This window comes from Bradyrhizobium sp. Ken64, assembly GCF_055807555.1.
The window spans coordinates 39,933-57,951 of record NZ_JBVVPA010000002.1 but is presented as its reverse complement, the minus strand read 5'-3'; the positions used below and the strand labels follow the sequence as shown (position 1 = coordinate 57,951).

The 18,019-nt window shown below is 64.3% G+C and carries 14 protein-coding genes; 4 read left to right on the top strand and 10 right to left on the bottom strand.

Annotated elements, in window-relative coordinates:
* Positions 1-63: 63 nt before the first annotated feature.
* The 5 genes from AC0L2F_RS03505 to AC0L2F_RS03485 form a co-directional block, all read right to left on the bottom strand.
* On the bottom strand, positions 64-831 hold the full coding sequence (locus tag AC0L2F_RS03505) for an anti-sigma factor family protein (protein ID WP_473247501.1): 768 nt from the start codon (positions 829-831) through the stop codon (positions 64-66).
* Positions 828-1,376, bottom strand: coding sequence for a sigma-70 family RNA polymerase sigma factor (locus AC0L2F_RS03500; RefSeq protein WP_473247500.1), 549 nt, complete (start codon positions 1,374-1,376; stop codon positions 828-830). Before AC0L2F_RS03500 ends, AC0L2F_RS03505 begins: the two co-directional genes overlap by 4 nt.
* Positions 1,377-1,533: 157 nt before the next feature.
* Positions 1,534-1,869, bottom strand: a complete 336-nt coding sequence (locus AC0L2F_RS03495) for a cupredoxin domain-containing protein (protein WP_473247499.1) — start codon at positions 1,867-1,869, stop codon at positions 1,534-1,536.
* 23 nt (positions 1,870-1,892) lie between these two features.
* Positions 1,893-2,837, bottom strand: a complete 945-nt coding sequence (locus AC0L2F_RS03490) for a metallophosphoesterase family protein (protein ID WP_473247498.1) — start codon at positions 2,835-2,837, stop codon at positions 1,893-1,895.
* Positions 2,838-3,023: 186 nt separating this feature from the next.
* Positions 3,024-4,643 (bottom strand): GMC family oxidoreductase, encoded by a 1,620-nt coding sequence (locus AC0L2F_RS03485; RefSeq protein WP_473247496.1) that lies wholly within the window; start codon positions 4,641-4,643, stop codon positions 3,024-3,026.
* Between the two features lie 202 nt (positions 4,644-4,845).
* On the opposite strand from AC0L2F_RS03485, the gene AC0L2F_RS03480 reads away from it, so the two are divergent.
* Positions 4,846-6,018: a M20 aminoacylase family protein gene (locus AC0L2F_RS03480; RefSeq protein WP_007608109.1), complete on the top strand. Its 1,173-nt coding sequence runs from the start codon at positions 4,846-4,848 to the stop codon at positions 6,016-6,018.
* Between the two features lie 164 nt (positions 6,019-6,182).
* Here the strand turns inward: AC0L2F_RS03480 and AC0L2F_RS03475 are convergent, their stop codons facing one another.
* The 3 genes from AC0L2F_RS03475 to AC0L2F_RS03465 all read right to left on the bottom strand — a co-directional run bounded on the left by AC0L2F_RS03475 (position 6,183) and on the right by AC0L2F_RS03465 (position 10,587).
* Positions 6,183-7,811 (bottom strand): inorganic phosphate transporter, encoded by a 1,629-nt coding sequence (locus AC0L2F_RS03475; RefSeq protein WP_473247495.1) that lies wholly within the window; start codon positions 7,809-7,811, stop codon positions 6,183-6,185.
* Positions 7,812-7,909: 98 nt separating this feature from the next.
* Entirely contained in the window at positions 7,910-9,352 is a 1,443-nt protein-coding gene (locus AC0L2F_RS03470; RefSeq protein WP_473247494.1) for a UdgX family uracil-DNA binding protein, read from the bottom strand.
* A complete protein-coding gene (locus tag AC0L2F_RS03465; protein WP_473247493.1) occupies positions 9,352-10,587 on the bottom strand; it encodes a putative DNA modification/repair radical SAM protein in 1,236 nt (411 codons plus the stop codon). Before AC0L2F_RS03465 ends, AC0L2F_RS03470 begins: the two co-directional genes overlap by 1 nt.
* A 163-nt stretch (positions 10,588-10,750) precedes the next feature.
* On the opposite strand from AC0L2F_RS03465, the gene AC0L2F_RS03460 reads away from it, so the two are divergent.
* The 3 genes from AC0L2F_RS03460 to AC0L2F_RS03450 are packed head-to-tail and all read left to right on the top strand — an operon-like array spanning position 10,751 to position 16,507.
* Positions 10,751-11,539, top strand: a complete 789-nt coding sequence (locus AC0L2F_RS03460; RefSeq protein ID WP_473247492.1) for an ImuA family protein — start codon at positions 10,751-10,753, stop codon at positions 11,537-11,539.
* Complete coding sequence (locus AC0L2F_RS03455) at positions 11,436-13,028, top strand: Y-family DNA polymerase (protein WP_473247491.1); 1,593 nt, start codon at positions 11,436-11,438, stop codon at positions 13,026-13,028. The genes AC0L2F_RS03460 and AC0L2F_RS03455 overlap by 104 nt, the downstream gene beginning before the upstream one ends.
* Positions 13,025-16,507: an error-prone DNA polymerase gene (locus AC0L2F_RS03450; RefSeq protein ID WP_473247490.1), complete on the top strand. Its 3,483-nt coding sequence runs from the start codon at positions 13,025-13,027 to the stop codon at positions 16,505-16,507. Before AC0L2F_RS03455 ends, AC0L2F_RS03450 begins: the two co-directional genes overlap by 4 nt.
* A 181-nt stretch (positions 16,508-16,688) precedes the next feature.
* Here AC0L2F_RS03450 and AC0L2F_RS03445 read toward each other — a convergent pair whose 3' ends face one another.
* Both AC0L2F_RS03445 and AC0L2F_RS03440 read right to left on the bottom strand, forming a co-directional pair.
* Entirely contained in the window at positions 16,689-17,459 is a 771-nt protein-coding gene (locus tag AC0L2F_RS03445) for an SDR family NAD(P)-dependent oxidoreductase (protein WP_007608120.1), read from the bottom strand.
* 227 nt (positions 17,460-17,686) lie between these two features.
* Positions 17,687-17,974 (bottom strand): hypothetical protein, encoded by a 288-nt coding sequence (locus AC0L2F_RS03440; RefSeq protein WP_007593600.1) that lies wholly within the window; start codon positions 17,972-17,974, stop codon positions 17,687-17,689.
* Positions 17,975-18,019: the final 45 nt, after the last annotated feature.

Here is an 18,019-nt window from a genome sequence, read left to right as displayed (position 1 = left end):
TTCGCCAGGACGACCAAGTGGAGGCACTTCGGTCTATCAACATCGTGGTGCGATGTTGCGCCGCTACCCCTCCACATTCCCCTTCATCGCGGCCTCGAACTTGTCGACGAACTCAGCGAGCTCGTCGGCTCCGAGATCGCTCACGGCCCAGAAGTTCAGGCCGCGATTGCCCCAGCGGCGGCAGTTGAAGCCCTGCATGGTCTCAGTCTTGGGCGCGCGATACTCCGCGTTCGACGTCTGCGAGACGAACAGATTGACCACATGCTGCCGGCGCTTGTAGACGACCGCGCCGATGGCGCGCGCGTCGATATAATCGAGCCTGCCTCCCACCAGCGTAAAGCCTTGTGCAGTGAGGTCGATCACGGGCGGGGCGACGTCGAGCTTGCCGTTGAACCACGGCTTCACCGTGTGCTGGTCGGTCGAGACCACGTCGATGAGGTGGCCGGCCTGGAGCGAGCGCAGATGCGCGGAGACGACCTCCGACAGGATGCGCTGCTGGTCGTCCTGGCGCAGCACCAATGCGACGACGCCGGAGGCGGCCAGCGCGGAGACTGCCGAGCCCATCGCAAAGCCGCGCAGCACGGAGCGGCGGCTCGGCTGTTGACGCTGCGGCTGCGGCAGCGAGGCCTCGATACGCGCCCGCAGGCTCGCCGGTGCGGTGTAGCGCAAATCGGCGTTCGCGAGTACGCGCTGCATGTCGCGTTGGGCCGAAAACTCCGCAGCGCAGGCCGGGCAGCTGGCGATATGGGCTTCGACCTCGCGCGCGTGGCCGGCATCGAGTTCGTTGTCGAGCAGCGCGTGCAGCAGGATCCTTGCTTCGTCGCAGGTCATCTTGCTTGCTCCTCATCCGCCGTCCAGGCCGCGCGCAGCATGGCGCGGGCGCGGGCGAGGCGGGACATCACAGTGCCGACGGGTGCACCGACGGCCTCGGCGATTTCACGATAGGACAGGTTGTTGATCTCCCGCAGCACGAATGTTTCCTTGAACGGCTCGGCGAGCGCGTCGATCAGCTTGCGGATCGCGCCCGCATCGCGGCTGCGCAGCACTTCGGTTTCGGGGCTGGCCTCGGTCTCCTGCCAGATCGGCGTCTGCTCGGCAGCGCCGGGCGTATCCTCGATCGCGCTGTGCCTGTGTGCGCGCCGTGCATATTCGGCATTGCAGACGTTGCGCAGGATCGCGAACAGCCAGGGCTTCATCGCCGGCCCGCGATAGCTGTCGAAATGCTTCAGTGCGCGCAGATAGCACTCCTGCACCGCGTCCTCGGCATCGGAGGCGTCACGCAACAGATAGCGCGCGACCGTGTAGACGTCGTCGAGATAGGGCAGCGCCGCCTCGCGGAAGCGTTGCGCCTTCTGCAAATCGTCGTTGGCGGGCATCGCTCCTCGCTTTGCCTCTTGTTCTGCGCGTTGCTTCGTTTCGTCGCTGTTCGTTTCGTCCCTGTTCGTCTTATCTGTGTGTGTGATCGAAGGCACACGAGCCCGGCCGACGTGGGACCACCGGCCGGGCAAGACGTTGATGCCTTGGTTCGAGATGTTACTCAACCTTGATCATCCCCGTCATGTGCGGGTGCAGAGAACAAAAATATTTGTAGTCGCCCGCATTGGTGAAGGTGAACGAGAACTTGTCGTCAGTGTCCAGGGTCTTGGACCTGAATTTGCCGGCCGACACCACGGTGTGGGGGATGTCGTCCCGGTTGGTCCAGGTCACGGTGGTGCCGACCTTGATCTTGAGCTCGGCCGGCTGGAAGACGAAATTGTCGATATGCACCTCTATGTCGTCGGCATGGGCGATGGTGGCGGGCAGCAGCATGGCCGCGGCCAAAGCGAGACCGAAGGCGACACCGAGGTCGCGGCGATCGAGTGTCTTCATTGTCAGATTCCGTTAGTCCTGCATCAACCCTGGAGCGGCGTGTCGATGATCGCGAGCCGCTGCTCATTCTGCTTGAAGTTGATGCTGGCAACGCCGAGCATCGCGCGGAGCTTTGCGTCCTCGACCTTCATCGGTCCGGGCGAGGGGGCAGATCCCGGCGCCGGCTGCGGGAAGGCGGTCGAGCGGGCGGTATGGAACGTGACGTTGCCTTCGACCTTCTGCATCACCTGGTGAATGTGGCCGTTCAGCACGGTGACCGAACCAAAGCCCTTCACCTGTTCCAGCGCGCGGGCGCCGTCCTCGGTGCCCCAGCCCCATTCGGGGTAGACGGTCCAGAGCGGGATGTGGGCGAACAGTACGATCGGCGTCGATTTCGACTTGCCGCGCAGATCGTCCTCGAGCCAGGCGAGCTGCTCGACGCCGAGATTGCCGAGGCCTCCGGCTTTGAGGTCGACGACATTGACGAGGCCGATGAAGTGCACGCCGCCGGCATCGAACGAATACCAGCCCGCGCCCTTGGTGCCGCGGCCGTAGCGCTCGCGATAGAACTTCACGTCCTCGTCGAGGAAGTCATGCTCGCCGGGCACGTAGTGCACGTCGAGCTTGCTCTGCGAGATGATGCGATCGGCATTGTCGAACTCGGCGGCCTTGGAGAGATGCGTGATGTCGCCAGTGTGAATCATGAACGACGGCTTGACCGGCATCGCGTTGATCTTGTTGACGGCTTCCTCCAGCGTGCCGAGCGCGTTGGGATTGGCCGGCTTGTCGAAGCCGACATGGCTGTCGCTGATCTGGAGGAAGGTCATTCCGGGCGCGGCCGCGGTCGCAGCTTGCGCGGAATCGATGATGCCGAGCGAGCGCGGCACGCCACCGGTGATGGTCCAGAGCACCCCGGTGCCGGCCCAGGTCATGCATTCCAACACCTTGCGGCGGCTCGAGCCGTCCTCGCCGTGATCATGTCCGCTCATCGCGCAGCTCCACTTCGCCCGGAATTGGGCTTCGGGGAGGTGATTGCGGGAGGAGGGGACTTATTCCCGGACGCGATGACGTTTTCGTGAGGTGGTTGGACGCGTAACCCGTATGGAGCGTAGCGGAATACGGGACCAATCGAGCGTCCTCTCGCGGATTTCGCCTCGTCCCATCAGGCTACGCATTCACTTCGTATCTTCCAAAATCATCGTCGCGCCTTTCTCGGCGATCATCGCGGTCGGCGTGTTGGTGTTGCCCGACGTGATGGTCGGCATGATCGAGGCATCGACAATGCGAAGGCCGCCGAGACCGTAGAAGCGCAGGCGTTCGTCGACCACCGCCATCGGATCGCTCACCGCGCCCATCTTCGCGGTGCCGACGGGATGGAAGATGGTGGTGCCGATGTCGCCGGCGGCCTTGGCGAGCGAGGCATCGTCATCACCGACGGCGGGGCCGGGCAGATATTCGCTCGGGCGGTATTTTGCCAGCGCCTTCTGCTGCATCAGGCGGCGGGTGGTGCGGATGGCATCGGCGCCGACCTGACGGTCGTCATCCGTTGAAAGATAATTCGGCGCGATGATTGGCTTCTCGTCCGGCGCTGCCGAACGCAGACGTACGGTACCGCGCGATGTCGGCTGGAGATTGCAGGCGCTCACCGTGATCGCGGGGAAGCGGTGCAGGGGATCGCCGAACTTGTCGAGCGATAGCGGTTGCACGTGGAACTGGATGTTGGCGCGTGCGCGCGTCGCATCGGAGCGGGTGAAGATGCCGAGCTGCGACGGCGCCATCGTCAGCGGCCCGCGGCGGCGGAAGGCGTAGTCGAGGCCCATCAGGCCGCGTCGAACCAGGTTGTAATAGGTCTCGTTCAGGGTGCGCACGCCCTCGACCTTGTAGATCGCGCGCTGCTGCAGATGATCCTGCAGATTGCGGCCGATGCCGGGCTTGTCCATCACGATGTCTATGCCGAGCGGGGATAGCCAATCGGCGGGTCCGATGCCGGAGCGATGCAGCACCTGCACCGAGCCGATCGCGCCTGCCGAGAGGATCACCTCGCGTTTGGCACGCGCCTCGATGATCTCGCCATTCTGGATGAAGCGCACGCCGAGGGCGCGGCCCTGTTCGATGATCAGACGATCGACCAGCACATGCTTTTCGAGCCGCAGGTTCGGGCGGCTCAGGACCGGCTTGAGGAAGCCGCGCGCCGACGACCAGCGTCGGCCGCGCTTCTGATTGACGTGGAAATAGCTGGTGCCTTCGTTGTCGCCGGTATTGAAATCCGGGATGCGCTTGACGCCCATCTCCTCGGCCGCATCGCCCACCGCATCCAGGACGTCCCAGGACAGCCGCGGCGCCTCGATGCGCCAGCCGCCGCCGGCGCCGTGGTGCTCGCTCGCGCCGAGGAAGTGATCCTCGAGCCGTTTGAACAGCGGCAGCAAATCGTCATAACCCCAGCCGGTCATGCCGAGCTGGCGCCAGTGATCGTAATCGGCGGCCTGTCCACGCATCGAGATCATGGCGTTGATCGCCGAAGAGCCGCCGATCACCTTGCCACGGGGATAAGCGAGCGAGCGGCCGTTCAGGCCGGGCTCGGCCTCGGTCCTGAACATCCAGTCCGAGCGCGGATTGCCGATGGCGAAGAGATAGCCGACGGGAATGTGGAACCAGATCCAGTTGTCGTCGCCGCCGGCTTCGAGGACGAGGACGCGATTGCTGGAATTGGCGGACAGCCGGTTGGCGAGGATGCAGCCCGCCGTGCCGGCCCCAACGACAATGTAGTCAAACTCACCTTCGAGCCGCCTTGGCATTCTGCTTCCACCCGACAGGCGTCATGCGCGGGATTGTCCCGGGCATCCACGCGCTTTCCGTTCTAATAGTCAGACGTGGATGGCCGGGACAAGCCCGGCCATGACGAGAGGACAGAGCTACCCCAGACCCTCCGCCAGTTGGGTGGACTGGTGCTTGCATGGTAGACAGGCCTGCATTTTCAATAAACCCCGAGACCCCTCCATGCCCATCGTGAACCGCGTCGCCGACCTTCAACCCGATATTCAGGCCTGGCGCCGGGACATCCACCAGTATCCGGAGCTGCTCTACGACGTCCACCGCACCGCAGCATTCGTCGCGGACCGCCTGCGCGAATTCGGCTGCGATGAGGTCGTGACGGGCATCGGCCAGACCGGCGTGGTCGGCGTGATCAAGGGCAGCAAGCCGGCCGGCGAGGGCCTCAAGGCCATCGGCCTGCGTGCCGACATGGATGCGCTACCGGTCGAGGAACAGACCAACCTGCCTTACGCTTCGAAGACCCCGGGCAAGATGCACGCCTGCGGTCATGACGGCCACACCGCGATGCTGCTCGGTGCTGCGCGTTATCTCGCCGAGACCCGCAACTTCGCCGGCGATGCGGTGGTGATCTTCCAGCCGGCCGAGGAGGGGGGCGCCGGCGGCTTGGCCATGGTCAAGGACGGAATGATGGAGCGCTTCGGCATCGAGCAGGTCTACGGCATGCACAACGGTCCGGGCATCCCGGTCGGCTCGTTCGCGATCCGGCCGGGTCCGATCATGGCGGCGACCGACGAGGTCGATATCATGATCGAGGGTCTCGGCGGCCATGCCGCGCGGCCGCACAAATGTGTCGATTCCGTTCTGGTCGGCGCACAGGTGATCACGGCGCTGCAGTCGATCGTCGCGCGCAGCGTCGATCCGTTGGAATCGGCCGTGATCTCGATCTGCGAGTTCCACGCGGGCAATGCCCGCAACGTGATTCCACAAACCGCGACACTGAGGGGCACCATCCGCACGCTGTCGCCCGAGGTGCGCAAGCTGGTGGAGAAGCGCGTGCACGAGGTCGTGGCGGGCGTGGCGCAGATCACCGGCGCCAAGATCGACCTGCACTACAAGCGGAATTATCCCGTGGTGAACAATCACGCCGCGGAGACCGAGATTGCGCGTCGCATCGCGGGGCAAGTTGCGGGCGAGGCCAATGTGCTCGAGATGTCGCCGCTGATGGGCGGCGAGGATTTCGCCTATATGCTGGAAGCGCGCCCCGGCGCCTTCATCTTCTGCGGCAACGGCGATAGCGCCGGCCTGCATCACCCCGCCTACAATTTCGACGACGAGGCGATCGTTTACGGCACGTCGTATTGGGTCAAGCTGGTCGAGGAGTCGCTCGCGGCGTCGTAAGGCTCTTACTTCACCTCGCCCCGCTTGCGGGGAGAGGTCGGAATTCAAGCGCAGCTTGAATTCCGGGTGAGGGGGACTCTCCGCGAGTCCGTCTCTCACCGCGATCGCGGAAGCAGCCCCTCACCCTGACCCTCTCCCCGTAAGAACGGGGAGAGGGAAAGAGCTCAGAAGATCCGCGAGAAGATCACGTACAGCGTGCCTGACAACAGGATCGCGACCGGCAAGGTCAGCACCCAGGCCATCACCATGTTCCTGATGGTGGCGACCTGGAGACCTGAACCGTTCGCGGCCATGGTGCCGGCGACGCCGGACGACAGCACGTGGGTGGTCGAGACCGGCAGGCCGAACACGTCGGCGGCGCCGATCGTGGCGGCGGCGACGAGCTCGGCGGAGGCACCCTGCGCGTAGGTGAGATGGGTCTTGCCGATCTTCTCACCGACGGTGACGACGATGCGCTTCCAGCCGATCATGGTGCCGAGGCCGAGCGCGATGGCGACCGCGACCTTCACCCAGGTCGGGATGAACTTGGTCGCGCTGTCGAGCCCGCCCTTGTAGGCGTTCAAGGTCGCGACCTCTTCCTTGCTGAGGTCGTTTTCCTTGTCCTTCATCAGGAAGCGGATCGCTTCCGAGGTCAGGTACATGTCGTTGCGGGTGTTGCCGACGACTTCCGCCGGCACCTTGTTCAGCGAACCGTATTTCGCGACCTGCTCGCCGACATCCTTCACCAGCACCGACAGCGAGGGATAGGTGCCTTCGCTGATGTGGTGCGAGGTGATGTACTGCGTCACCACGGGACGGGGATCGCCGATGATCGCGTGACCGGCGCCCTTGGCCGCAACCACCTTGGAGGCGGCTTCCGAGACCTTCGCGAACTGGGCGACCTGCGACTCCGGCAAGGCGCGGTTGAGCGCATAGGCCGTGGGCACGGTGCCGATCAGGATCAGCATGATCAGGCCCATGCCCTTCTGGCCGTCGTTCGAACCGTGGGCGAAGCTGACGCCGGTGCAGGTCAGGATCAGCAGGCCGCGAATCCAGATTGGCGGGGCTTTGTTACCCTCGGGGGCGGCATAGAGCGCTGGGTTCTTGATGATCAGCTTGAGCAGCAGCAGCAGGCCGGCGGCGCAGACGAAGCCGACCAGCGGCGACAGCAGAAGCGCATAGCCGATCTCGGTGGCCTTGCCCCAGTCCACGCCCGAGGTGCCGTCGCGGCCGCGCATCAGCGCGTTGGCGACGCCGACGCCGATGATCGAGCCGATCAGCGTGTGCGAGGAGGAGGCCGGCAGGCCGAAGTACCAGGTGCCGAGGTTCCAAAGGATCGCGGCGATCAGCAGCGCGAACACCATCGCGAAACCGGCGCTGGAGCCGACTTGCAGGATCAGCTCGACCGGCAGCAGCGAGACGATGCCGAAGGCGACCGCGCCGGACGAGAGCAACACGCCGAGGAAGTTGAAGAAGCCCGACCACATCACCGCAACTTCGGCCGGCAGCGAGTGGGTGTAGATCACGGTCGCGACCGCGTTGGCGGTGTCGTGGAAGCCGTTGACGAACTCGAAGCCGAGCGCGATCAAGAGCGCGACGAACAGGAGGATGAAGGGCAGGTAGCTCGTGACCCTGGTGCCGGTCGCATCGACGTCGGCATAGATGCTGTAGGCCACATAGAGCAGGCCCGCGGCAAGGATGCCGAAGAACAGGATCATCGTCAGCGGATTGAAGCCCTTGTCGAGATTTGGCCGCGAGGCCGGCTGGATCGGCGCGGGATCGGCTACCGCGCGGTCGAATGCAACATCGGTCATGTCTGAACGCCCCTTAACTTTCTGTAAGGGCTATTGTCCTCGATGGATTTGAAGGCTGGATGACAACCGAGGCTTGAAAGCCGTTTTCCCGCTCGTATTCAGGCGGCGCGCGCGGCTTTCTTCTGCAAACCGGCGACGATCTTCAGGTCTTCGACAAAGCGCTGATATTCCAGCGCCTTGGCTTCCGGATCGGGCAGCCGCAGCAGATAGGACGGGTGCACCGTCACCAGCGCCTTGTAACCGTCGGGCAGGTCTATGAGCCGGCCACGGTTCTTTCCGATCGGGGTGATCTTGCCGAACACGCTCTGCGCGGCGGTCGCGCCCATCGCGACGATGAGATCGGGCTGGATGACGGAGACTTCCCGCTCGTACCACTGCCGGCAGGCCTTTATCTCCGGCGTGTTCGGCTTCTGATGCAGGCGGATTTTGCCGCGCGGCACGAATTTGAAGTGTTTCACCGCGTTGGTGACATAGACCTTCTTGCGGTCGACGCCGGCCTCCTGCAGTGCCTTGTCGAGCATCTGGCCGGCCGGACCGACGAAGGGATGGCCCGCGAGGTCTTCCTTGTCGCCGGGCTGCTCGCCGACCAGCATGATATTGGCGGACTTCGGACCCTCGCCGAACACGGTCTGGGTGGCGTCCTTGTAGAGATGGCAGGCGCGGCAGTGGGCGGCCTCCTCGCGGAGCGCTTCGAGATCGTCGATAGCGGTCTTGCGTTTCATCGGAGCCTCCGGCCGCTTTTGAGGCTTGTGCGGATCGGTTGCGGCATTGGCGATCATGGCGCCGGTCATGCGCTCGGCATCCTCGATCAGAGGCTTAATGATCGAAGCCTCGGGCAGGTTCCTCCAATATTTCTTCGGCATTTCCGTTTGCATCGCCTTCACCTTCAGGCGGGCGGGATTGAAGATGCTGGCGTAGTAGCGCCGCCAGGTGTCCTCCAGCCGGTCTTCGCTCGGCGCCTCGCTCTTGCTGACGCCTGATGTGAACGAGAGCGCATGGCCATCCCAATGCGCGCAGAGGTCCGGCGTCAGGATCGACCAGGGCATGTCGGCAAAGCGCTTGGCGAAGAACGGCGCGGCGAGCTCGACGATGTGATGCTCCGGCTCGAACCACGCAACGTAGTGTGCTTCACGTTCCCTGCCGATCTCGCGGAAGCGCACGAAGGCATGCATCTTGTGCTCGTCGCGGTAGACCGCCTTTGCCATGGCCATGACTTGCGCGACATCGGCATCGGTCGCGACCTCGGTGAGATCGTGATTGTTCTTCAGCCGAAACAGCAGGCGATAGAGGATCGCGAAACGCTCGGGATCGCGATGCAGGATCGCGGCCTTGGCGAGCTCGACGAATTTTGCAGGCACGTTGAAGGTGCCGTCGCCAGCCGCCGGCAGCGGAGACGGCGAGGGCGTCGCGAACAGCTCCGCTTCGCCGCCCTGCACGGCCCAGGTGACATCGGCCGGTTTCACCTGATGAAGCACGAGGCTACGCGCGGCTTTGCGCCAGCCGTCGAAATCGGTTTCGCTATCGAGGGTGATGTACTGCATCAGAAGCCAAATCCCAGTTGTGTTGCCTTCGGCTTGAACCGTTCGATCAGCCGTGCCTCGTCGAGGCGATGCGGCGCAGGCCGGTGATCGCTGAGGACGATGAACGGCAGCGCCTTGTTGCGGGGCACATGCAGCCGCGCGAGATCGGCGACACGGATCGTGGTCGTGCGGCGCGCCGCGATGATGCGCTCGACCGCCTTGGTGCCGAAGCCCGGCACGCGCAACAATTCCTCGCGGCTGGCGCGGTTGACGTCGAGCGGGAAGCGGTCGCGGTGGCGCAGCGCCCAGGCGAGTTTTGGATCGATGTCGAGCGGCAGCATCGCGCTGTCGTCGACGATCTCCCCGACGTCGAAGCCGTAGAACCGCATCAGCCAATCGGCCTGATAGAGTCGGTGCTCGCGCAGCAAGGGCGGCGCGCGCAGAGGCAGCGCGCGACTGGCATCGGGGATCGGGCTGAACGCGGAATAATAGACGCGCCTCAGCCGATATGAACCGTAGAGATTGGCGCTGGTGTGGAGGATGGTGTGGTCGGAGGCCGCGTCGGCGCCGACGATCATCTGCGTGCTCTGGCCGGCCGGCGCGAAGCGCTGCGGCTTGGCTTTCGTCTTCGCGCTGCGGCTTTCCTCGGCCTCGTCCAGCTTCAGCCGCAGCCGGCCCATGGTGCGGCGGATCGCGCGCACGTCTTTCTCGGGCGCGAATTGCTGTAGGCTCGTCTCCTGCGGCATCTCGATGTTGATGGAGAGACGGTCGGCATATTTGCCGGCCTCGGAGATCAATGCATCGTCGGCCTCGGGGATAGTCTTGAGATGGATGTAGCCGCGGAAGTGATGCTCCTCGCGCAGTTTGCGCGCAACGCTCACCACCTGCTCCATGGTGTAGTCGGGGTTGCGGATGATGCCGGAGGAGAGAAACAGCCCCTCGATGTAATTGCGCCGGTAGAAGTCGAGCGTCAGCTTGACCACTTCGTCGATGGTGAAGCGGGCACGCGGCACATTGGAAGAGGCGCGGTTGACGCAATAGAGGCAATCGTAATTGCAGGCGTTGGTCAGCAGCACTTTGAGCAGCGAGATGCAGCGGCCGTCCGGCGCGTAGGAATGGCAAATGCCCATGCCGGGCGCAGTCGAGCCCATGCCCTTGCCGTCGCTGGAATCCCGCCTCTCGGTGCCGCTGGAGGCGCAGGACGCGTCGTACTTGGCGGCGTCCGCCAGGATTTCCAGCTTGCGTTGCACGTCCATAGTTGGAATCCCTTTGATTCAGCTCATGAATCCCAAGGCCCGCCAATTCGATTGACTCCCGGGGCGTCGTTAGCTTTATATTAGAACATATCATGAACAAATGAGCTAGCCGCTGGTTCTCTTTTTGAGAGCCATCGGCAATCACCCTTGAGGAGCGGCGTATATGAGCGGCGCACGAACAAGCGCGCTTGCAGCCTTGCGCGGCCAGATCGAGCGCATCGAGACGGCGGAGGTCGTGCATCATCGTGACCGTGTCGCGCTCGGCCATAGCGAGGCCGACAGCGCGCTGAAGGGCGGGCTCGCGCGCGCGGCAATCCACGAGGTATTTTGCGAAGGACGCCAGGGCGCAGCCGCGACCGGCTTTGTCACCGGCCTTGCGGGGCGCGTGACGGTGCGCAAGCCACTGCTGTGGGTGCGGCAGGATTTTTCAGACATTGAAACCGGTGCGCTGTCGATGAGCGGGCTCGCCGAGATCGGTCTCGATCCGCGCCGCATGGTGATGGTACGCGCTGCCGACGTGGAGAGTGCCCTGCGCACGTCGGCCGATGCGCTCGCCTGCGACGCGCTGGGCGCGGTCGTGCTCGAGCTCTGGGGTGAGACCAGGCAGTTCGATCTCGTAGCGAGCCGCAAGCTGACGCTGGCTGCGCAATCTTCCGGTGTCACCGGTTTGCTGCTGCGGATGGCCGCGCAACCCTTGCCCTCGACCGCCGAGACCAGATGGATGCTTCGCGCGGCGCATTCGCCGCCGGGGCCGGTGTGGAGTGCCTGGGGCGCGCCGCGCTTCGATGCCGAGCTCCTGCGCAATCGTCATGGCCCCTGCGGCCGGTGGATCATGGAATGGAAATGTGATGAGTGCCAGTTCTCTGAATCGTCGGCGTATCCTCAGCCTGTGGCTGCCGCGCCTGCCCATCGACCGGATCCAGCGGTTCTTCGACGGCGTCGGGCTGGGTAGAACCAATGATCCGAGCATCGTCGTCATCAAGGACAGCAACGCGTTGGTGATCCATGCGCTGGACGACGCCGCCGAGCGCCTCGGTCTGTATATCGGCCAGCCCCTGGCCAATGCCCGGGCGATGTGTCCGGATCTAAAGGTGTTCGACGCCGATGCCGTGGCTGATGCGAAGACGATCGGCGACATCGCCGACTGGTGCGACCGCTTCACGCCGCTGGTGGCGCTCGATCCGCCACACGGGCTGTTTCTCGACATCACCGGCTGCGCGCATCTGTTTGGCGGCGAGGCTGCGCTGTTGCAAACCCTTGTCCGTGCCCTCGATCGCCAGGGCTTTGCCGTCAGCGCGGCGATCGCCGGCACCTCGGTCTGCGCGCGCACGCTGACGCGGCAATCTTCAGGGACCATCGTTGCCGATGGCGGGGAGGCGGCGGCAATCAGCCGGTTTCCGGTGTCCGCGCTCGGCGCGGGCGAGACTATCAGCACCGGCCTGCGCCGCGCCGGCCTGAAAACCATCGGCGATGTCGCCTCGCGCACGCCGAGCGAAATCACGGCGCGGTTCGGTGCGCGGTTCTCCACGTTGCTCGCGCATGCGCTGGGGCAGGGCGATGCGCCGATCAATCCACGAAAGCCGCTGCCCGATTACATCGTGGAGAAACGCTTTGCCGAGCCGATCGCGACCGACACCATGATCGCGATGACGCTGTTGCGCCTCGCCGACACGTTGATCGCGTCGATGGAGAAGCAGGGCAAGGGCGCGCGCCGGCTGGAGGCCACCTTCTTCCGGACCGACGGCGCGGTGCGCGCCATCATGGTCGAGACCGGACGCCCCGTGACGCGGAGCGCGGTCGTCGACCGGCTGTTCCGCGAGCGTCTCGATGCACTCGCCGATCCGCTCGATCCCGGCTTCGGCTTCGACATGGTGCGGCTGTCGGCAAGCCGCACCGAGATCGTGGTGCAGGAGCAGCGCGATCTCGACGCCCATGTCCACGACAATGACGAGCTTGCCGCGCTGATCGACCGCATCGCCGCGCGCATCGGCGGAAAGCGCGTCGTCGTGCATCTGCCTGAGGATACCCATATCCCTGAATGTGCGGTGCTGGCGGCGCCTGCCCAGCATCATCTCGCCGTGGCGATGCAGGCCGAATGGCCCGCGCGCACCAAGAGTGAGCCGCCGCTGCGTCCGTTGCGGCTGTTCGACAAGCCTGAGCCGATCAATGTGCCGTTCGCGACTGTCCCCGACGGGCCGCCGCATCAATTCACCTGGCGTCGCGCGCAGCATGCGGTGGTGCGGGTGGAAGGCCCCGAGCGCATCGCCATGGAATGGTGGCGGCAGGACGGCAAGCAACTGACGCGGGACTATTTCCGCATCGAGGATGCCGAAGGCCTGCGCTTCTGGATCTTTCGCGATGGTCTTTACGAGGGGGAGTGCTTCGACGGCGACGGCAAGCCCGCTCCTCCCGGTTGGTATGTGCACGGCCTTTTCGCATGAACACGCCCGCTTATGCCGAGATCGGAATCACCACGAATTTCTCCTTCCTGCGCGGCGGCTCGGATCCGCGCGACTATGTGCATCAGGCCAGCATCCTCGGCATTCCCGTGATCGGCATTGCCGATCACAACACGCTCGCCGGTGTAGTGCGTGCCTACAAGGAGCTCGACAATGACGAGGTGCTGCACAAGCCGAAGCTTCTGATCGGCACGCGCATCGTCTTCATCGATGGGACGCCCGATATCCTGGTCTATCCGCGCGACCGCGCCGCCTATGGCCGGCTGTGCCAGCTTCTCACCAGGGGCAAGCGCGGCGACGACATCACGCGGATCGCGAAGGGCGAATGCCATCTCACCTTCGCCGATCTCCTTGCGTTTTCCGAAGGCCAGCTCCTGATCCTGATCCTGACGCTGCCGCATCGCTTCGATGCGGCGCAAGCGCAGGACATTCTCGCCAGGCTGAAGGCAAGCCGTGCCGAGGGCGTGTGGCTGGCGGCGAGCCTGGTCTATCGCGGCGACGACCGCCGTCGCCTCGCGCAGCTCGATGATCTCGCCGCAAAAGCAAAAGTGCCGCTGCTTGCGACCAACGAGGTGCTCTATCACCACCCCGCGCGCCGTCCCCTCCAGGACGTGCTGACCTGCATCCGGGAGAAAACCACGATCGAGGCGGTCGGCCGGAAGCTGGAAGCCAATGCAGAACGGTTCCTGAAGACGCCCAGGGAGATGGCGCGCCTGTTCCGTGATTTCCCTGAGGCGATCGCGGAGACTATGCGCTTTGCGGACAAGGTCCCCTTCTCGCTCGACCAGCTCAAATACCAGTATCCGGATGAGCCGGTACCACGGGGCAAGACCGCGCAAGGGCATCTGGAGGATCTGACCTGGGCCGGTGTCGACAAATATTTCGATGGCGAGATCGACGACAAGCTGCGCGCCACCCTGAAGAAAGAACTCGCGCTGATCGCCGAGCTGAAATACGCGCATTACTTCCTTACCGTGCACGACATCGTGCATTACGCCCGCAGCCAGAACATTTTGTGCCAGGGGCGGGGATCGGCGGCTAATTCGGCGGTCTGCTACGTGCTCGGCATCACCTCGGTCGACCCGACCAAGGTCGATCTGCTGTTCGAGCGCTTCATCTCCAAGGAGCGGCTGGAGCCGCCCGACATCGACGTCGATTTCGAGCATTCGCGGCGCGAGGAGGTGATGCAATATGTGTATCGGCGTTACGGCCGCCATCGCGCCGCGATCATCGCCACCGTCATTCATTATCGCCCGCGTAGCGCCATCCGCGACGTCGGCAAGGCGCTGGGCCTGACCGAGGACGTCACCGCCGCACTTGCCGACACCGTCTGGGGCAGCTGGGGCAAGGGCCTCAACGACATGCAGGTCAGGCAGGCCGGCCTCGATCCGCAAAACTCCATGATCAACCTCGCGGTCGAGCTCGCGACCGAGCTGATCGAATTCCCGCGTCATCTGTCCCAGCATGTCGGCGGCTATGTGCTCACGCAAGACCGGCTCGACACCTATGTGCCGATCGGCAACGCCGCGATGGACGATCGTACCTTCATCGAATGGGACAAGGACGATGTCGACGCGCTCAGCATGATGAAGGTCGACGTGCTCGCGCTGGGCATGCTGACCTGCATCCGCAAGTGCTTTGATCTGATCGAGCAGCACAAGGGTGAACGCTGGATGCTGGCGAGCGTCCCGCAGGATGATTCCAAAGTTTACGACATGCTGTGCGACGGGGAGTCGCTCGGCGTGTTCCAGGTCGAGAGCCGCGCGCAGATGAACATGTTGCCCCGGCTGAAGCCACGGACCTTCTACGATCTCGTGATCGAGGTCGCGATCGTGCGGCCGGGACCGATCCAGGGCGACATGGTGCATCCCTATTTGCGGCGGCGGAACGGCTTGGAAAAAGTGAACTATCCATCGCCGTCACCGGAGCATGGCGACAAGGACGAGCTTTACAGAGTGCTGCACAAGACGCTCGGCGTGCCCTTGTTCCAGGAGCAGGCGATGCGGATCGCGATCGAGGCCGCGAAGTTCACGCCGGAGGAAGCCAACGGCCTCCGCCGTGCGATGGCAACGTTCCGCAATGTCGGCACCATCGGCAGGTTCGAAGACAAGATGACCGGCAACATGATCGCGCGCGGTTATGCGCCTGATTTTGCCAGAAACTGTTTCGAACAGATCAAGGGTTTTGGCAGCTACGGTTTTCCGGAGAGCCATGCCGCAAGCTTCGCGCAGCTTGTCTATATCTCCTCATGGCTGAAGCATTATCACCCTGATGCATTCTGCTGCGGCCTCCTGAACTCGCAGCCGATGGGCTTTTACGCCCCGGCGCAGATCGTCAGCGACGCTCGCAAGAACGGCGTCGAGGTGCGCGATATCGATGTGTCCTACAGCTTTGCGCAGAACACGCTGGAAGAAGGAAGTGGCAAATATTGCGCCGTGCGTCTGGGCTTCCGCCAGATCGACGGTTTTCATTGGCTCGATGAGGATGAGGAGCGATTGAAATGTCTCCAATCGTCATTCCCCATTGGGCAATTGCGCAATGTGGGCGCGCCGCTTGGTGCGAGCGCGGAATCCATCGGACCGCGTACGCCTGGAGGCGTGGATTCCGGGTTCGACGCTCATGCCTCGTCCCGGAATGACAAGTCGAAAGACTGGGCCGACCGCATCGTCGCCGCCCGCAACCGCCGGCCCTTCACATCGCTGGAAGACTTCGCCCGCGACACCGGCCTGCCCAAGCGCGCGCTGATCCTGCTGGCGGATGCCGACGCGTTCCGCTCGCTCGGGCTCGACCGCCGCGAGGCGCTGTGGCAGGTGCGTCGCCTGCCCGACGATGTTCCGCTGCCGCTGTTCGAGGTGGCCACCGCACGCGAGCAGCCGGACGAGCACGCCAGGCCGTTGCCGGTGATGCCGCGCGCCGAACAGGTGGTCGCGGACTATCAGACCATTCGGTTATCGCTGAAGGGGCATCCGATGGAATTTTTGCGCGAGATGTTTACGCGCGAGCGCATCGTCGCCTGCAAGGACATCAATCATGAGAACGAGCGGCGCCGCGTCCGCTGTGCCGGCGTCGTGCTGGTACGGCAGCGGCCGGGCAGCGCCAGCGGCGTCGTGTTCATGACACTGGAGGACGAAACCGGCATCGCCAATATCGTGGTGTGGCCGAAGATCATGGAGCAGTACCGGAAGGAGGTGATGGGCGCGCGCCTCATCCTGGTCGAGGGCTACATCCAGAGCAGCCCCGAAAAGGTGACGCACCTCATTGCCCAGCGCATGATCGACCGCTCGCACGATCTGGTCGGCCTCGCCAACGACGCCCTCGGCCGCAAGCATCCGGTGCCGGCAGGCGCCACTGTGGTCGAACCGCTTAACGACGATCCCCGCGCCCACACGGATGCGCCCGCGCAAAAAATCCGCCATCCCCGCAACGTCCGCATCCTGCCGCCGTCGCGCGATTTCCATTGAGGGTGTGGGCCGCGCCGCTCTCGCACCGTCACCCTGAGGTGGCCGCTTCTTCGGCGGCCCTCGAAGGGCGACGGCCCGGCTGCCAGCTCGGCCATTCATCCTTCGAGGCTCTTCTTGCGATGCTTTGCATCGCAAGCTTCGCACCTCATGATGACGGAAAGGCAGGGACGCGCATGCCCGCCTAAAAATTCACCCGGTTCGAGATCGCGCCGTCCACGACGAGATTGGAGCCCGTGGTGAACCCCGACACCGGGCTTGCCAGAAACACCGCTGCGCTCGCGATTTCCTGCGGCGTCGCCATGCGGCCGGTGGGGTTACGCTTCATCGCATCATTGTAGCGCTCGGGCATGTTCTGCTCGATCGTATTCCAGACGCCGCCCTTGAAGTAGACGGTGCCGGGCGAGACCACGTTGACCCGGATCTTCTTCTTCGCGTACTGCCGCGCCAGCCCCTTGGCCATGTGGATCAGTGCCGCCTTGATCGGGCCGTACGAGCTCGCCGTGTCCGCTTGCGCCGCGGAGATCGATGAGATGATCACGAAGGCGGCGTCGCCGCCCTTGTCGCCGCTGGCCTCGAGGAACGGCCGCGCGGCGTCGAACGCATGCACGGCGCCGAGCAGGTCGAGCCGAAAATTTTGTTCCCACGATGCGGCATCATGGCCCTGCGCCATCGCGCCCGCGTTGGAGAACAGCATGTCGATGCCGCCAAGCTCTTTTGCCGCGCTCTCGATCCAGGATTTCAGTGCCGCGCCGTCGGTGACATCGACGGGGCCGCCGGTCGCGCGGATCCCGCCGGCCTTCAACTCCGTAACGGTAGCGGCAACCTGATCGGCGTTGCGTGCACACACCGCGACATTGCTGCCTTCGCCGGCCAGCGTCGCCGCAATCGCCCGCCCGATGCCGCGCGTGCCGCCAAGCACGACGGCGTTCTTGCCCTTGAGACCGAGATCCATTGTTGGTTTTCCTTTGTTGGTCGTGCGCACCGTTGGGACGAGTGAAGCGCAGTGTCTCCCCAATGTCGTCCTGGCGAAAGCCAGGATCCATTACCACAGGCCGCAGTCGTTACGCGATGCTGTGGCCAGGGCATATCGCAACAACAATCGACCGGGGCAATGGGTCCTGGCTTTCGCCAGGACGACACTGAGCATGTGGTCGATCGCGCCGCTCACATCGACGGCCCTCATTCCGGTGCCGCCCCCACCGGTGGGCCGCCGGGCGGGCGGTGCAGGAATGTCAGCGAGACGTAGGCGCCGGCCCAGGAGCCGATCGCCGCGAAGGCCACATAGAAGGCGTTTTCGGTGTAGCTGATCACCGCATAGGAGGAGAGCATGTACCAGACCGCGCTCCAGTTCGCCGCGGGCACGCGCTTGCGCGCGATCACGGCCGAGGTGAACATGACATAGACCGCGTCGGTGGCCGCCGTTGCGATGAACACGGCGCCTGCGGTGAGGGGGTCGATGGCGGCCATTGCATGTCCTTGTGTGCTAATGCGATGGTCGCAAACTAGAGGGAG

What these genes read in the sequence shown, in the direction of transcription:
- AC0L2F_RS03470 (WP_473247494.1), bottom strand. Translation starts at nt 9,352, where the DNA reads ATGCAGTACATCACCCTCGATAGCGAAACCGATTTCGACGGCTGGCGC.
- AC0L2F_RS03495 (WP_473247499.1), bottom strand. Translation starts at nt 1,869, where the DNA reads ATGAAGACACTCGATCGCCGCGACCTCGGTGTCGCCTTCGGTCTCGCT.
- AC0L2F_RS03455 (WP_473247491.1), top strand. Translation starts at nt 11,436, where the DNA reads ATGAGTGCCAGTTCTCTGAATCGTCGGCGTATCCTCAGCCTGTGGCTG.
- AC0L2F_RS03445 (WP_007608120.1), bottom strand. Translation starts at nt 17,459, where the DNA reads ATGGATCTCGGTCTCAAGGGCAAGAACGCCGTCGTGCTTGGCGGCACG.
- AC0L2F_RS03475 (WP_473247495.1), bottom strand. Translation starts at nt 7,811, where the DNA reads ATGACCGATGTTGCATTCGACCGCGCGGTAGCCGATCCCGCGCCGATC.
- AC0L2F_RS03505 (WP_473247501.1), bottom strand. Translation starts at nt 831, where the DNA reads ATGACCTGCGACGAAGCAAGGATCCTGCTGCACGCGCTGCTCGACAAC.
- AC0L2F_RS03440 (WP_007593600.1), bottom strand. Translation starts at nt 17,974, where the DNA reads ATGGCCGCCATCGACCCCCTCACCGCAGGCGCCGTGTTCATCGCAACG.
- AC0L2F_RS03490 (WP_473247498.1), bottom strand. Translation starts at nt 2,837, where the DNA reads ATGAGCGGACATGATCACGGCGAGGACGGCTCGAGCCGCCGCAAGGTG.
- AC0L2F_RS03480 (WP_007608109.1), top strand. Translation starts at nt 4,846, where the DNA reads ATGCCCATCGTGAACCGCGTCGCCGACCTTCAACCCGATATTCAGGCC.
- AC0L2F_RS03465 (WP_473247493.1), bottom strand. Translation starts at nt 10,587, where the DNA reads ATGGACGTGCAACGCAAGCTGGAAATCCTGGCGGACGCCGCCAAGTAC.
- AC0L2F_RS03460 (WP_473247492.1), top strand. Translation starts at nt 10,751, where the DNA reads ATGAGCGGCGCACGAACAAGCGCGCTTGCAGCCTTGCGCGGCCAGATC.
- AC0L2F_RS03450 (WP_473247490.1), top strand. Translation starts at nt 13,025, where the DNA reads ATGAACACGCCCGCTTATGCCGAGATCGGAATCACCACGAATTTCTCC.
- AC0L2F_RS03500 (WP_473247500.1), bottom strand. Translation starts at nt 1,376, where the DNA reads ATGCCCGCCAACGACGATTTGCAGAAGGCGCAACGCTTCCGCGAGGCG.
- AC0L2F_RS03485 (WP_473247496.1), bottom strand. Translation starts at nt 4,643, where the DNA reads ATGCCAAGGCGGCTCGAAGGTGAGTTTGACTACATTGTCGTTGGGGCC.